At 64.7% G+C, this 13,292-nt stretch carries 17 protein-coding genes and 2 pseudogenes; 5 read left to right on the top strand and 14 right to left on the bottom strand.

Going from position 1 to position 13,292, the window contains the following annotated elements:
• Positions 1-17: 17 nt before the first annotated feature.
• The 7 genes from ureG to ureC form a co-directional block, all read right to left on the bottom strand.
• Positions 18-650, bottom strand: a complete 633-nt coding sequence (gene ureG / locus EJ068_RS17320) for an urease accessory protein UreG (protein WP_042637471.1) — start codon at positions 648-650, stop codon at positions 18-20.
• A complete protein-coding gene (locus EJ068_RS17315) occupies positions 647-1,087 on the bottom strand; it encodes a DUF3995 domain-containing protein (protein ID WP_127251648.1) in 441 nt (146 codons plus the stop codon). Before EJ068_RS17315 ends, ureG begins: the two co-directional genes overlap by 4 nt.
• Positions 1,084-1,758, bottom strand: a complete 675-nt coding sequence (locus EJ068_RS17310; protein WP_348527560.1) for an urease accessory protein UreF — start codon at positions 1,756-1,758, stop codon at positions 1,084-1,086. The genes EJ068_RS17315 and EJ068_RS17310 overlap by 4 nt, the downstream gene beginning before the upstream one ends.
• Entirely contained in the window at positions 1,751-2,368 is a 618-nt protein-coding gene (gene ureE / locus EJ068_RS17305; RefSeq protein ID WP_127251647.1) for an urease accessory protein UreE, read from the bottom strand. Before ureE ends, EJ068_RS17310 begins: the two co-directional genes overlap by 8 nt.
• Positions 2,365-2,970 (bottom strand): glutathione S-transferase family protein, encoded by a 606-nt coding sequence (locus tag EJ068_RS17300; protein WP_127251646.1) that lies wholly within the window; start codon positions 2,968-2,970, stop codon positions 2,365-2,367. The genes ureE and EJ068_RS17300 overlap by 4 nt, the downstream gene beginning before the upstream one ends.
• Positions 2,971-3,015: 45 nt before the next feature.
• Positions 3,016-3,609 (bottom strand): hypothetical protein, encoded by a 594-nt coding sequence (locus EJ068_RS17295; protein WP_129554671.1) that lies wholly within the window; start codon positions 3,607-3,609, stop codon positions 3,016-3,018.
• 91 nt (positions 3,610-3,700) lie between these two features.
• On the bottom strand, positions 3,701-5,416 hold the full coding sequence (gene ureC / locus EJ068_RS17290; protein WP_189439053.1) for an urease subunit alpha: 1,716 nt from the start codon (positions 5,414-5,416) through the stop codon (positions 3,701-3,703).
• Positions 5,417-5,580: 164 nt separating this feature from the next.
• On the opposite strand from ureC, the gene EJ068_RS17285 reads away from it, so the two are divergent.
• Positions 5,581-5,952, top strand: coding sequence for a hypothetical protein (locus EJ068_RS17285; RefSeq protein WP_127251643.1), 372 nt, complete (start codon positions 5,581-5,583; stop codon positions 5,950-5,952).
• Positions 5,953-6,111: 159 nt separating this feature from the next.
• Positions 6,112-6,600 carry a hypothetical protein gene (locus EJ068_RS17280; protein ID WP_126080011.1) on the top strand — a complete coding sequence of 163 codons (489 nt, stop codon included), beginning with the start codon at positions 6,112-6,114 and terminating at the stop codon, positions 6,598-6,600.
• Positions 6,601-6,635: 35 nt separating this feature from the next.
• Here the strand turns inward: EJ068_RS17280 and EJ068_RS17275 are convergent, their stop codons facing one another.
• The 5 genes and pseudogenes from EJ068_RS17275 to EJ068_RS17255 all read right to left on the bottom strand — a co-directional run bounded on the left by EJ068_RS17275 (position 6,636) and on the right by EJ068_RS17255 (position 8,995).
• Complete coding sequence (locus tag EJ068_RS17275) at positions 6,636-6,941, bottom strand: urease subunit beta (protein ID WP_127251642.1); 306 nt, start codon at positions 6,939-6,941, stop codon at positions 6,636-6,638.
• A 7-nt stretch (positions 6,942-6,948) separates the two neighbouring features.
• Positions 6,949-7,541, bottom strand: a pseudogene (locus EJ068_RS17270) (HupE/UreJ family protein).
• Between the two features lie 26 nt (positions 7,542-7,567).
• A pseudogene (locus tag EJ068_RS17265) lies at positions 7,568-7,821 on the bottom strand (DUF1272 domain-containing protein).
• Between the two features lie 28 nt (positions 7,822-7,849).
• Positions 7,850-8,152 carry an urease subunit gamma gene (locus EJ068_RS17260; protein ID WP_041003069.1) on the bottom strand — a complete coding sequence of 101 codons (303 nt, stop codon included), beginning with the start codon at positions 8,150-8,152 and terminating at the stop codon, positions 7,850-7,852.
• A 21-nt stretch (positions 8,153-8,173) separates the two neighbouring features.
• The gene (locus tag EJ068_RS17255) at positions 8,174-8,995 is read right to left on the bottom strand and encodes an urease accessory protein UreD (RefSeq protein ID WP_245463469.1); all 822 of its coding nucleotides are present in this window, start codon (positions 8,993-8,995) and stop codon (positions 8,174-8,176) included.
• A 257-nt stretch (positions 8,996-9,252) separates the two neighbouring features.
• Here EJ068_RS17255 and EJ068_RS17250 point away from each other — a divergent pair, with 257 nt between their 5' ends.
• From EJ068_RS17250 to EJ068_RS17240, 3 genes are all read left to right on the top strand, one after another.
• The gene (locus EJ068_RS17250; RefSeq protein WP_041003067.1) at positions 9,253-9,507 is read left to right on the top strand and encodes an acyl carrier protein; all 255 of its coding nucleotides are present in this window, start codon (positions 9,253-9,255) and stop codon (positions 9,505-9,507) included.
• Between the two features lie 4 nt (positions 9,508-9,511).
• Positions 9,512-10,720, top strand: coding sequence for a beta-ketoacyl-[acyl-carrier-protein] synthase family protein (locus tag EJ068_RS17245; protein WP_127252239.1), 1,209 nt, complete (start codon positions 9,512-9,514; stop codon positions 10,718-10,720).
• 151 nt (positions 10,721-10,871) lie between these two features.
• Entirely contained in the window at positions 10,872-11,576 is a 705-nt protein-coding gene (locus EJ068_RS17240; protein WP_127252240.1) for a glutathione S-transferase N-terminal domain-containing protein, read from the top strand.
• A gap of 383 nt (positions 11,577-11,959) precedes the next feature.
• On the opposite strand, the gene EJ068_RS17235 is transcribed toward EJ068_RS17240, so the two are convergent.
• Both EJ068_RS17235 and EJ068_RS17230 read right to left on the bottom strand, forming a co-directional pair.
• The gene (locus tag EJ068_RS17235) at positions 11,960-12,292 is read right to left on the bottom strand and encodes a hypothetical protein (RefSeq protein ID WP_348633180.1); all 333 of its coding nucleotides are present in this window, start codon (positions 12,290-12,292) and stop codon (positions 11,960-11,962) included.
• A 212-nt stretch (positions 12,293-12,504) separates the two neighbouring features.
• Positions 12,505-13,119, bottom strand: coding sequence for a nucleoside triphosphate hydrolase (locus EJ068_RS17230; protein WP_126080018.1), 615 nt, complete (start codon positions 13,117-13,119; stop codon positions 12,505-12,507).
• Between the last annotated feature and the right edge of the window lie 173 nt (positions 13,120-13,292).

Raw genomic sequence — 13,292 nt, 5'->3', positions numbered from 1 at the left:
ATCGATGGCTCAGCGGATCAAGCCGCCGGGCGCGCCGACTGCAGCCCACCCTGCTCGACGATGAAGTCGATCACGTCCTGCAAGCCCTTGCCGCGCGACAGATCGGTGAAGCCGAAGGGCCTCTTGCCGCGCATGCGGCCGGCATCGCTCTCCATCACGTCGAGGTTGACGTTCACATAGGGCGCCAGATCGCTCTTGTTGATGATGAGGAAATCCGAGCGGGTGATGGCCGGGCCGCCCTTCCTCGGTATCTCCTCGCCCTGGCAGACCGAGATGACATAGAGCGTCAGGTCGGCAAGGTCTGGCGAGAAGGTGGCGGCGAGATTGTCGCCACCGGATTCGATGAAGATGATGTCGAGGTCGGGGAATTTCTTGTTCAGCTCGGCGATCGCCCGCAGATTGATCGAGGCATCCTCGCGGATGGCGGTGTGCGGACAGCCGCCGGTCTCGACGCCGACGATGCGCTCCTCCGGCAATGCCTGCAGCCGCGCGAGCATCATCGCGTCCTCCTTGGTGTAGATGTCGTTGGTGACGACGGCGATGGAGAAGTCGTCGCGCAACGCCTTGCAGAGCTTTTCGGTGAGCGTCGTCTTGCCGGAGCCGACGGGGCCGCCAATGCCGATGCGAAGAGGACCGTTTTTCGAGGTCATGCCGGAAACTCCGTGATAGCGAGAACGACAAAGCCCAGCCCGATCAACAGGCAGAGCGGCGAATAGAGGCTTTGGTCGAGCCGCGCGAAAGGCTGTTCGGGCGCCAGCCTGCGCCACCAAGGCGTGAAGCCGGCAATGCCGCGGCCGAGGAAGACGAGGCCGATCATCAATGCCGTGGCAGCCAGGCCTTCCCTTGGAAAGGGCGTCGAAAAGACACCGGCCAGCGCCAGCGGCCAGAGCGTCGCGAGCGCGAGGCAAGCGGCGACGGCGAAACTCGCGAAGGACGACGGCATCTCATCGACGCCGTGGAAGCCGACGACGGCGCGGGCGCATGACGCCTGGTCCGTACCCGGCCAGATGCCGCCTATGCCCCAATAGACATGCAGCGTGGTGATCAGGAGCAGCACGAAGGAGAGGGTGACGGCAAGGACGGTCATGAGCGGAACAGCCTGGAATATTGCGTTTCGTGCTGCATCGCCGCTATGTCGGACATGAAGGCCGAGCCGCCCAGATCGTCCAGGCTGGAAGCGGCGGCGCGCGACGCAACCGACAGCGCCAGAGGTTCAAAGCCGGCTAACAATGCGACGGCATCGACCTGGCCGACGACACCGAGCCTGATCGCCGCTTGCGCAAGATTGGAGAAGAAAGCCTGCAGGAAGGCGGAAAGCGCATCCGAAAGGCCGATGCCGCTGCTGCCGGCAACGGCGCCGACCGCAACGCAATAGGGGCAGTCGGCCGGCAACCGTTCAAGCACCGGGGACGGCCAGGCAGATACCGCTTTGAGGAAGGCCGCGCCTTGGAGCATTGTCTCCATATGACGCTCCCGCGAGCCGGCAAGAGCCTCGGCAAGTGCTGCGACTTCCGCCAGGTCGCCGCCATCATCGGGCGCACGGCGCCAGCTTTCGGCGAAGAGCACGGCGTCGTTCCAGCCCGAGCCAACCTCCACCAACGTTTCCAGCCAGCCGGCGAGATCGTCGCGATTTGCGATCAGCCCGTCATGCACGGCGCGCTCGAGCCCGTGGCTGTAGGAGAAGCCGCCGACCGGAAAGGCCGGCGACAGCCAGGCCATCAGCCGCAGCAGCGCGACGGTGGAAAGCTGCTCAGTCATGGTGATGGTGGTGGCCGTGATGATGATGGTCGTGATCGTGATGATCGTGCCCATGGTCATGATCATGATGGTCATGCGCGTGCCCGTGATCGTGGCCATGGTGGTCATGATCGTGATCATGCGAATGGCCGTGATCGTGGCCATGCCCTGAATAGGCGCCGCGCACGGGGCTGAACGGCTGCGAAACCTCATGCACCTTGGCGCCGAGGCCTTCGAGCATCGCCTTGATGACATGGTCGCGCAGGATGAGGATGCGGTCCGGCTCGATCGCCGCCGCGAGGTGGCGGTTGCCGATGTGCCAGGCGAGCTCGGTGAGATGAACGGCGTCGCGGGCGCGGATGTCGTAGACCTCTTCGGGTGCTGCGACGATTTCGAGCTGGCGGCCGTCTTCCAGCACCAGCCGGTCGCCATCGTTCAACGCCACCGGTTCAGGCAGGTCGACCAGCACCTTGTCGCCGGCCGCCGTCTCGATGGCGCGGCGGCGCAGATGGCGCTCGTCATGCGGCAGCACGGCCTTGTCATAGGGCGTCGTCAATCCGGGATCACCGGCGACAAGCACCGAGATAGCGCGTGGAAACTTGGTGAAATCGGTGGTGATGTTGAGCTTCATTTCATGGCTCCGCCATTGGCTTGGGCGCGGGCGCGTGCAGGGCGCCCGAGGACACGGTCGAAATAGGCATTCACCCGGTCGGATTCGATCGGGAAGCGGCCGGCACGAGCCCAGCCGCCCATATCGCCGAGCAAGACGTCAACGGCCGAGAAGCGATCGCCCAAGGCATAGGGCTTGTCGCCAAGCCGGCGATCCAGCGCCTTTATTTCGGATGCGAAATCATACGCCGCAGCCGGGCCGACATCGACCCGAACATCCTTCGGCAGCAGGAAGCGGTGGCGCAGCTTGTTCCATAGCGGGGCTTCCAACTCACTCTGGGCGAAATGCATCCATGAATCCATCTCGGCGCGCCCGGCGACACCCGGATTGGCGCCCATGCCCTTGTCAGCATGCTTATCGGCCAGATAGACGCAGATCGCCGCCGAATCCGTGATTTTCAGGTCGTCGTCGATCAGGATCGGCACCTTGCCTGAAGGGTTGAGCGCGTAGGCTTCCGGCGAGCGCAGCTTGACCTCGACGAACGCGTAGGGCTGCCCGAGCTCCTCGAGCATCCAGAGCACCCGGCTGACGCGGGAGCCGCGCGATCCGACAGCCTTGTACATGGTTGAACCCTTGCCTTTCCGAGAACCCTACCGCATCGCGAACGCTCAGACGATGGTGTCGAACAGCCGCAGGATGAACGATATCTGATAGATCAGCGCGGCCGCGACGAAAGCGATGTGGAAGCGCTTGTCGCGCACCAGGATCGCGACGATGCACAGCGCCACGAAGACCGGCGTGCGGATCAGATATTCGTTGCCGAAGCGGGCGAAATGCTCCGGACCCTTGAGCAGCGTATCGATCACATCAAGCAGATAGGTGAAGCCGAGCAGGCCGAAGAACCAGGCGCGGCGCGAATAGAAATAGTCCTCGTAGCTGGTGTAATCGAGCATCGAATGCGGAAACAGCAGCGCGCAGAGCAGGAACAGCGTAATGGCGTAGAAGATGATGAAAAGATATTTGCCGAAGGTCCAGTTCTCGATGGCGTAGAGGCCGAACTCCCACCACCAGAAATGCACCAGCATCAACAGCACCGAGGCGACCCAGGCGAGATGCACCGCATAGAGCCGGTATTGGCCGGGATGCTGGACGATGCGGGCAGTTCCCGAAAGCAGGCGGGTGACTCCGAGGCCGATCACCATGCCCATGACGATGCGGATATGCGGGAAGATGTCGTGCTGCGAGGCGATTTCGGTGGCCATGCCCGATCACAATGCTGCTGCTCTGCAGCATATTGCGATCTGCGCGCGCGAGCCGCAACGCCATTTGGCCGTCAATCGGACCAGCCGCCCGTCAAAACAGAAAATACCGCTGCGCCATCGGCAGCACGGTGGCCGGCTCACAGGTCAAGAGCTCGCCGTCGGCCCGCACTTCGTATGTTTCGGGATCGACCTCGACATGCGGCGTGGCGTCGTTGAGCACCATGGAATGCTTGCCGATGCCGCCGCGTGTGTTCTCGACCGCGACCATCGCCTTGTCGACGCCAAGCCTGCCCTGCAGGCCGGCGTCAAGCGCCGCCTTCGAGACGAAGGTCACCGAGGAGTTGGTCAGCGCCTTGCCATAGGCGCCGAACATCGGCCGATAGTGCATCGGCTGCGGCGTCGGGATCGAGGCGTTCGGATCACCCATGGGGGCAGCGGCTATCGAGCCGCCGACCAGCACCATCTCCGGCTTGACGCCGAAAAAGGCCGGATTCCACAGCACGAGATCGGCGCGCTTGCCGACGGTGATCGAGCCGATCTCCTTCGACAGGCCGTGCGCGATGGCCGGATTGATCGTGTATTTGGCGATGTAGCGGCGGACGCGGAAATTGTCGTTGTCGCCGGTTTCGTCGGGCAGCGCGCCGCGCTGGCGCTTCATCTTGTCGGCGGTCTGCCAGCAGCGGATCGCCACCTCGCCGACCCGGCCCATGGCCTGGCTGTCCGAGGAGATGATCGAGAAGGCGCCGATGTCGTGCAGGATGTCCTCCGCCGCGATCGTCTCCTTGCGGATGCGGCTTTCGGCGAAGGCGATGTCCTCGGGGATCGACGGCGACAGATGATGGCAGACCATCAGCATGTCGAGATGCTCGGCCAGCGTGTTGACCGTGTAGGGCCTGGTCGGGTTGGTGGAGGACGGGATGACGTTGGGCAGGCCGCAGACCTTGATGATGTCGGGCGCGTGGCCACCGCCCGCCCCTTCGGTGTGGAAGGCATGGATGGTGCGGCCCTTGATCGCCGCCACCGTGTTCTCGACGAAGCCCGATTCGTTCAGCGTGTCGGTGTGGATCATCACCTGCACGTCATAGGCGTCGGCGACCGACAGGCAGCAATCGATGGCGGCCGGCGTCGTGCCCCAATCCTCATGCAGCTTCAGCGAGCAGGCGCCGGCCAGCACCATCTCTTCCAGCGCCGCCGGCTTTGACGCATTGCCCTTGCCCGACAGGCCGATATTCATCGGGAAGGCGTCGAAGGACTGAATCATGCGCGCCATATGCCAGGGGCCGGGCGTGCAGGTGGTGGCCAAGGTGCCATGCGCCGGGCCGGTGCCGCCGCCGAGCATGGTGGTGATGCCGCTCATCAGCGCTTCCTCGATCTGCTGCGGGCAGATGAAGTGGATATGCGCATCGAAGCCGCCGGCGGTGAGGATCTTGCCCTCGCCGGCGATGATTTCGGTGCCCGGACCGATGATGATGGTGACGCCATCCTGCGTGTCCGGATTGCCGGCCTTGCCGATCGCGGCGATACGGCCATCCTTCAGGCCAATATCGGCCTTGAAGATGCCGGCAAGCGCGTCGACAACCAGCGCATTGGTGATGACGGTGTCGACGGCGCCCTCTGCCCGCGTCACCTGGCTCTGGCCCATGCCATCGCGGATAACCTTGCCGCCGCCGAATTTCACTTCCTCGCCATAGACGGTGAGGTCCTTCTCGACCTCGATGAACAGCTCGGTGTCGGCAAGCCGCACCTTGTCGCCGACCGTCGGTCCATACATCTGCGCATAGGCGGCGCGGCTTATCCTGGCCATCAGCAATCGCTCCCGAAATTCCAATTGTTTGTGCGTGGGGCACACATTGTCGCCACCCAATGGTCACGCAATGACCCGCTCGCCGACACTTTGAGCGCCCATTTCAGCGTTCCCATCGGGCCGTTAAGGCGGGCGGAATCACTCCCAATCCGATGGAAGGAATATCCATGCGCAACGCGATACTTGTCGCCGCAGCCGCCACCTTGTTGATGGCGGGAGCTGCCGGCGCCCAGCAGCAGCCGACGCCCAGCCCGGCACCGACCGCCCCCGCCGCGCCGAAAGCCCAGTCCGCGGCGCCGGCGATCCAGAGCGTCAACGTCGTCGACATCACCGAACTGCCCAAGGATGCGCAGACGCAGGTCAACCAGATCGTGGCGCAGCGCGGCGACGCCGGCCTGCAGACCTTGCGCAAGTCGATCGACGCGACGCCCAAGGTGAAATCCGCGCTCGAAGCCAAGGGCATGAGCTCGGCGCAGGTGATTGCCGCCAGCATGCAGCCCAATGGCGCACTGACGCTGATCACCAAGAAGGCGAGCTGATCGCGCGCCCAGGCGGGCCGCCATGTGGTCCGCCAACCATATTTTGAAGGGAATGCGGGCCGCCTCGCGGTCCGCCGCCAGGCTTTCGAAGGGAACCTGCGGCCAGGCCGGACCGTTTCGCTGTTTTCGCCCCGCCACGAGGTCAGTCAGGAGCGAGCGATGGCGAATGGCCGGCGTTTTGCAAGATGGAGTTCCGTGGTTGTTGCCGCGCTTTTCGCGGTCGCCGCGCCCCATGCCGCGTCCGCTGCGCAGCCGCTGGGCAGCGACAAGCCTGCCGCCGCGATCGTCGATTCCGATGTCCGCCAGGAAGAGGCGCTCTCCAGGACGGAGGCCGGAAAAGTCATCACCGCCATCGACCGGACCCGCGACAATATCGGCACGGTGCGCAAGACCACCAAGCTCGACAGGGTCGACATCGTGTTCCTGACCGATGCGGCGCGCAGCGAAGGCGGGCCGCCGCCGGCCATCGAGAACAAAATGAAGCAGCATCAGGACGATGTCGCCGAGCTGCGCCAGGAGATCGAGGCGAACGCCCTGCTCTTCAACGCGATCGATTCCCGGCGCGTGCAGGCCGAGGACGTGCTCGCCGTGGAGTTCGACAATCCGGGGAAGGTCGTCATCTACGCGGCAGCCAAGCCCCCGAAGTGATGGCCTCCGAAGTGATCTGAGCGCGGCGGCGGACCTCACAGCTTGCCCATCACCTTCCGCTGGAAGCCATAGACCTCGCGTTTTCCCCCCAGCGGCACCAGCGTGACGTCGCGTTCCTGGCCCGGCTCGAAGCGCATAGCGGTGCCAGCGGCAATGTCCAGCCGCATGCCGCGCGCGCGCTCGCGGTCGAATTTCAGGCCCTCATTGGTCTCGAAGAAATGATAATGACTGCCGACCTGGATCGGCCGGTCGCCGCTGTTGGCGACCTTGAGGGTGACGGTCGGCCGGCCCTTGTTGAGGTCGATCTCGCCTTTGGCCGCAATAACTTCACCGGGGATCATCGCGCCCTCACACCATGCCGACGGAAAGGCCGACGCCGATCGTCGCGCAAGCGGCGCCGGCGGCGCGCGCCAGGCCGCGGAAGCGCCACCCAAGCCGAAGGCCGGCTGCCATGCCGACACCGTGGAGCAGCGCGGTGGCGGCGGCAAAGCCAGCCATATAATCGAGGCCGGCAGCGTTTTCAGGCACCTCGGCGCCATGGGCGTGACCGTGGAACAGAGCGAACAGGCCGATGATGGCGACCCCGGCCGAGACCGGCAGGTCGATCGCCAGCGCCACCAGCAGGCCGAACGCCACGACGGAAGCGAGGATGCCCGGCTCGACGAAAGGCACCGGCACATGCAGCATGCCGAGCGCGCCGCCGGCCAGCATCACGCCGAGGAAGGCCAGCGGCCAGGCCCAGAGCGCCTTTCCGCCCTCATCGCCGCCCACAGGCCGACGGCCACCATGGCCGTCATGTGGTCGAGGCCGGACAGCGGATGCACGAAACCGGCGGCAAAAGAAGAGGTGGAGCCTGCGCCGACATGGGCTTCAGCCGGCATGGCGGCCGCCAGGAAAAGGATCGCGGCAAGTGTGGTTCGTTTCGTCGAGGCGGGGATCATCTTTCTGCCCTTTCCAATTGACCTGGTTAAGCGGCCTTGCGCGGGCCGCAGCCTTCGGCCTTGAGCACGCGCCTGGTCGACGGCGGATATTCGTCAGCTTGCCTGCCGGCCGGATCGGCCGCGGCGCGAAATTGCCGCCGCAATTCGGGCAGGCACCACCCAGCACATTGTCCACGCAGTCGGCGCAGAAGGTGCATTCGAAGGTGCATATCAGCGCATCCGTGGCCTCCGGCGGCAGATCCTTGTCGCAGCATTCGCAATTTGGCCTAAGCTCCAGCATCGGTCTTCCTCCTCACCGGATCGGCGCTTTACCTGATCGGCTCGTGCACGGTCACCAGCTTGGTGCCGTCGGGAAACGTCGCCTCGACCTGGACGTCGTGGATCATCTCGGCGATGCCGTCCATGACCTGGGCGCGGGTGACGACGTGGGCGCCGGCCTCCATAAGTTCCGCGACGGGACGGCCGTCGCGGGCGCCTTCGACGACGAAGTCGGTGATCAGGGCGATGGCTTCGGGATGGTTGAGCTTGACGCCGCGCTCCAGGCGCTTGCGCGCCACCATCGCCGCCATGGCGATGAGCAGCTTGTCTTTTTCACGCGGCGTAAGATTCATGCAATGTCCTGGTATTTCAGATCAGAGTGACCACAATTTAGGCAGGCCCGCCCGTCCATTGAGCAGTTCGACGAGTGGAACCAACCGCTTGCGGAGCTGGTAGCCGTCGCCGGCGGTGAGCCTCGCAAGAAGCTTGCCAGATCGGCCGACACTCCAGAAGCTGGCGCCGCCGCCGGCGGCAGAGTCGCCGATAATGGCGCGGGCCGCCTCGAGCAGGCTTTCCGCTTGCGGCGAAACGAGCAGCAGCGTCGCGATGGCAAGCGCGCCGCCGGTCGCCGCCGGCCGCCGCAACGTTGCCGCGATATCCGGCCCGACCCGGAAATCCTCCGCATGGATCAGCGCGCCGCACCGGCGGACCCGCCAACGGTCGTGGAAGCTGCCTCGAACCGTCCGCTCGCCCATCGCCAGCCGGCCGAACAGCGTGGCTTCGAGCACCAGCGCCTCGGCGTCCTCCGCGAGATCGACATCCAGCGTGCGGGCGAAGGCGGCGCGGTCGAAAACGATGGTTTCCTGCGGCAGCCAGGCGAGGCGCCCGCCCGGCCCGACCCGCAGGCCGACATTTGTCTCGGCCCTGTCGGCGGCGGCGCGATAGACCTTCTCGCAGGCCTGGGTGGTGATGGAGGCGGAGGCCTCGGCGCCGACTTCGATCGTCCAGCCGAGGCGGTCGCCGCCGGTCATTCCGCCGGCCGTGTTGATGAGCACTGCCTCGAGCGGATCGCCCTGCACCGCCGGCAGGCGGATCTTGGCCGATCCGTCCTGGTAGAGCCGCTGCAGGCGCGTCCGGCCATCGCTCTTGCCGCAGAAAAGCCTGGCTCGCCCGGCAACACGTTGCGCGGCAGGCAAAGGAGCGCCGGCCAAAGGCGAGGCGGGCGGGGGTGTCAGGGCGTTGTCGATCGTGTCCACGTTTCCAGGTTAAGCACTCCGGCGGCATTGTCGATATATCGCTTGTTGCTTGACATCGTTTTGGTTTCTATAGAGGGAAGCCACCCTGGAGCGGTCGCGCGGTGTCTGGCGAGGTAAGGGCAACGGCGTTGTTGGATCCGGGGACCAAAAAAGGGCGCTGATCAGTTGGCGTCGGAAAACGACAGGGAAGGAACCGAATGGCTGACCAGCTGACGACCGAGATCATCGAAAAGATCAAAGCGCATGCCGACACCGGCGGTGAGGAAATCACCGCCAGCACCGATCTCGGAACGCTCGGCATCCATTCGCTGGAATTGACCGAGATCATCTTCGATCTCGAGGAGAAGTACGGCATCGAGATCGAGATGAACACGGTCGATGCCTGGAGCAACCTGAAGAACGTCGGCGACATGGTCGAGGCGGTTCGCGAACTGATCGCGAAAAAAGCCTGACTGCATGCAAAAACGCGTCGTTATCACCGGTATTGGCGGGATTTGCGGGCTCGGCAACGATGCGCCGGCGATGTGGGACGCCATGCGCGCCGGCCGCTCGGCGATCGGCCCGATCGACAATCCGTCGCTGCATGACCTCAAGGTCAAGACCGGCTGCGAAATCAAGGAACTGCCCGAACATGGCATCGACCGCAAGCAGGTCGTGTCGATGGACCGTTTCAGCCTGCTGGCGGTGATCGCCGCGCGCGAGGCCATGCGGCAGTCCGGATTGACGGCACATGCCGACAACACCTACCGGATGGGCGCAATCGTCGGCATCGGCGTCGCGGGCTTCGAGACCATCGAGGAGAATTACCGCGCGATCCTGCTCGAGGGGCGCAACCGCGCCGCCATCTTCACCGTGCCGAAAGTGATGCCGGGCGCGGCCGCCGGGCAGGTGAGCATGGCGCTCGGGCTGCGCGGCCCTGTGTTCGGCGCCACCTCGGCCTGCTCATCGGCCAACCATGCAATTTCCACGGCGGTCGACCAGATCAGGCTCGGCCGCGCCAACGTGATGGTTGCCGGCGGCACCGAAGCGCCGCTGGTGTGGGGCGTGCTCAAGGGCTGGGAGGCGCTCAGGGTGCTTTCGCCCGACACGTGCCGGCCATTCTCGGCCGACCGCGCGGGCCTCGTGCTTGGCGAAGGCGCCGGCATGGCGGTGCTGGAAAGCTACGATCACGCGATGGCGCGCGGCGCCACCATCCTGGCCGAGATCGCCGGCGTCGGGCTTTCCGCCGATGCCTCCGACATCGTCGCGCCGACCGTCGAGGGACCGGAAGCGGCGATGCGTTTCTGCCTGGCGGATGCCGGGCTCAATCCGGAAGACGTCGACTACCTCAACGCGCATGGCACCGGCACCAAGGCCAATGACCAGATCGAGACCGCCGCGATCAAGCGCGTCTTCGGCAACCACGCCCCTTCGCTCTCAGTGTCCTCGACCAAGTCGATGCATGCGCATTGCCTCGGCGCTTCGGGCGGGCTGGAGATGATCGCCTGCGTGATGGCGATCCGCGACGGCATCGTGCCGCCGACCGCCAATTATCGCGAGCCCGACCCGGAATGCGACCTCGACGTAACGCCCAACACGGCGCGCGAGCGCAAGATACGCGCCGCGCTCAGCAACAGTTTCGCCTTTGGCGGAACCAATGCGGTGCTGGCCTTCAAGGCGGTCTGATCACAATCCCGGTTGACTGTATGTGCATCGGCCGCCGGTGGCTGGTGTATTGATCCCGGCCGGCCGGGGACCTAATTCTTCCTCACCCCGCCGTATTCTTTGCCACCCATTGTGAGCGCCGCCCGGCGCCAGTCCCTATCCGGAGTTTCCGATGACCGACCTGTCCGCCTTTCCGATCGCCAAGCGCTGGCCGGCCAAGCAGCCCGACCGCTTGCAGCTCTATTCGGCCACGACGCCAAATGGCGTGAAGGTCTCGATCGCGCTGGAGGAAATCGGCCTGCCCTATGAGCCGCATTATGTCGATATCGGCAAGAACGAGAGCTGGACGCCGGAATTCCTGTCGCTCAACCCGAACGGCAAGATACCGGCCATCATCGACCCGGACGGCCCCGGCGGCAAGCCGATCGGCCTATTCGAGTCCGGCGCCATCCTGCTCTATCTGGCCGACAAGACCGGCAAGCTCATTCCCGCCGATCCGGCACGGCGCTACGAGACGATCCAGTGGGTGTTCTTCCAGATGGCGGCGATCGGCCCGATCTTCGGGCAGGTCGGCTTCTTCCACAAATTCGCTGGGCGCGAGATCTCCGACAAACGGCCGCTCGAACGCTACCGCGACGAATCGCGGCGGCTGATCGGCGTGCTTGAAACGCGGCTGAAGGGCCGCAAGTGGATCATGGATGACGACTACACCATCGCCGATGTGTCGATGCTGGGCTGGGTGCGCAACCTGATCGGCTTCTACGAAGCGCGCGAGCTGGTCGGTTTCGATGATTTCCCGACAGTCGCCGAATGGCTGGAGCGCGGCCTGGCGCGGCCGGCGGTGAAAAGGGGCCTCACCATTCCGGCGAAGGGCTGAAGACGGTTCAGGTAAAGGCGTGCGGCACAAAAGTCCTGCCGGCGCGCCCATGCCGGGCTGGTTTCGACGCTCGGCGCTTTGGCTGCAGGTAGCGGTGGGCTAAGCGGGCGCGGCTAGCGCCCACGTTGGAGATTAGCCGAAACCCCCATGCGTCGTCATACTCGGGCTTGACCCGAGTATCCATGCCGTGGCCGCTGCCGTAGAGTGCAACGGTGCAGAATTCTGTAACTGCAGCAACGCTTTAGCGTCATGGCATGGATTCCAGGGTCTGCGCGCGTCGCTTCGCTCCTTGCTCCGCCCTGGAATGACGACCGAGCTGTCTTGACCGCCAATCGCGAAGGTCCGGCTCGGCGACTTCGCCGTCCCGAATCGCGCAAAAAGGGCTATTTCGTCTTGGCCTTGGCACCACTGCGGCCGAGCATAGAGGCCGCAAGCCGCGCAGTCGCGACGACTGCTCCTGTGGCGACGCTTGCCACGGCGCGGATCGGACCCGATTTCTTTGCCGCCGACTTGGGATGTTTCGCGCTCTTAGCCTCGACTTTATGGGCCGCGACCTTACGGGCCGCGGCCTTGTGGGCCACGCCTGGCGTCACTTTCTTCGGCGCCGCCTTGCCGAAAGCCGGCTTGGCGTCTTTCGATCGCTCGGCGATCGCCGGGCCGGCGCCCGCCTTGGCCTGCGTCGTCCTGGATTGGGTGGCCCTGGTTTTTTTGGCCACGGGCTTTCTGCTGTTGGTTGCCATCTGACAGTTCCTGCTCGCTTCTTTTCGCAATTCCGGACGGAAAGCGGTTGTCCGCTCCCCTGGAATTGCTCCGGCGCCGGACAATTCGGGATAGGCTGATAACGGCGTGAAAACCTTAAAGTTCCCGTCCGAAAATATCGAAAATTGAGCAGGTTAACCAATCACCAGCATCATTGATCAATGACCCGTCATTGACCGATGACCATGTCGGCCGGCCGGCGCCGCGCCAGCACGCGCTCGATGTTGGGCATGTCGTTGGAGGCGATCCAGGCGCGGGCGTCCTCATCCGACTTGCCATGCTCGCGCCAGCGCTCCATCAGCCGGCGCTCGAGCTCATTGCGCGGCACGTCGACGAAGATGGTGAAATCGAACAATGGCGCCAGCCGCGTCCACGGCTCCTCGTCGAGCAGCAGGTAATTGCCCTCGACCAGGATGAACTTGGTGTCGGCGGAAACGATCTCGGCCGCCGCGCGCGACAGTTCGATGCTGCGGTCGAACACCGGAATGGCGATGTCGGGTTCGCCGGAGCGGATGCGCTTCAACAGCGTCTCGAAGCCGGCGAAGTCGAAGGTTTCCGGCGCGCCCTTGCGCGGACGCAGGCCGCGGCGGTTGAGGATGATGTCGTCATAGTGGAAGCCGTCCATCGGCACGACCTCGGATGTGCCTTCGGGCAGAAGCTCATGCAGGTTCGCCGACAGTGTCGACTTGCCGGAGCCCGGCGGACCGGCAATGGCGACGACGAAGCGCTTGGCCTTGCCGGCGCGCTTGAAGATGGCGGCAGTGATATGGGCGATCTCGGACATCGGCGCCTCTTCGGTAAGGGTGCGGCCGGCATTTTGGCGGGTGTCGGTGGAAATTTCAAACCTGCTCTTGGTGACTGAGGCTCGACCGCTTGTTCGGCAGCCTCCCGCTTTCGAAATTGGCCGGAACGCCTGCCCCCTTCGTCATCCACGGGCTCCGCCCTGGAATGACGAAC

Origin of the sequence: Mesorhizobium sp. M2A.F.Ca.ET.043.02.1.1 (assembly GCF_003952405.1) — a bacterium.
In the GTDB taxonomy this organism is placed as follows: domain Bacteria; phylum Pseudomonadota; class Alphaproteobacteria; order Rhizobiales; family Rhizobiaceae; genus Mesorhizobium.
Note: the sequence above shows the minus strand (reverse complement) of the source record. Positions and strands in the feature narration are given on the sequence as shown.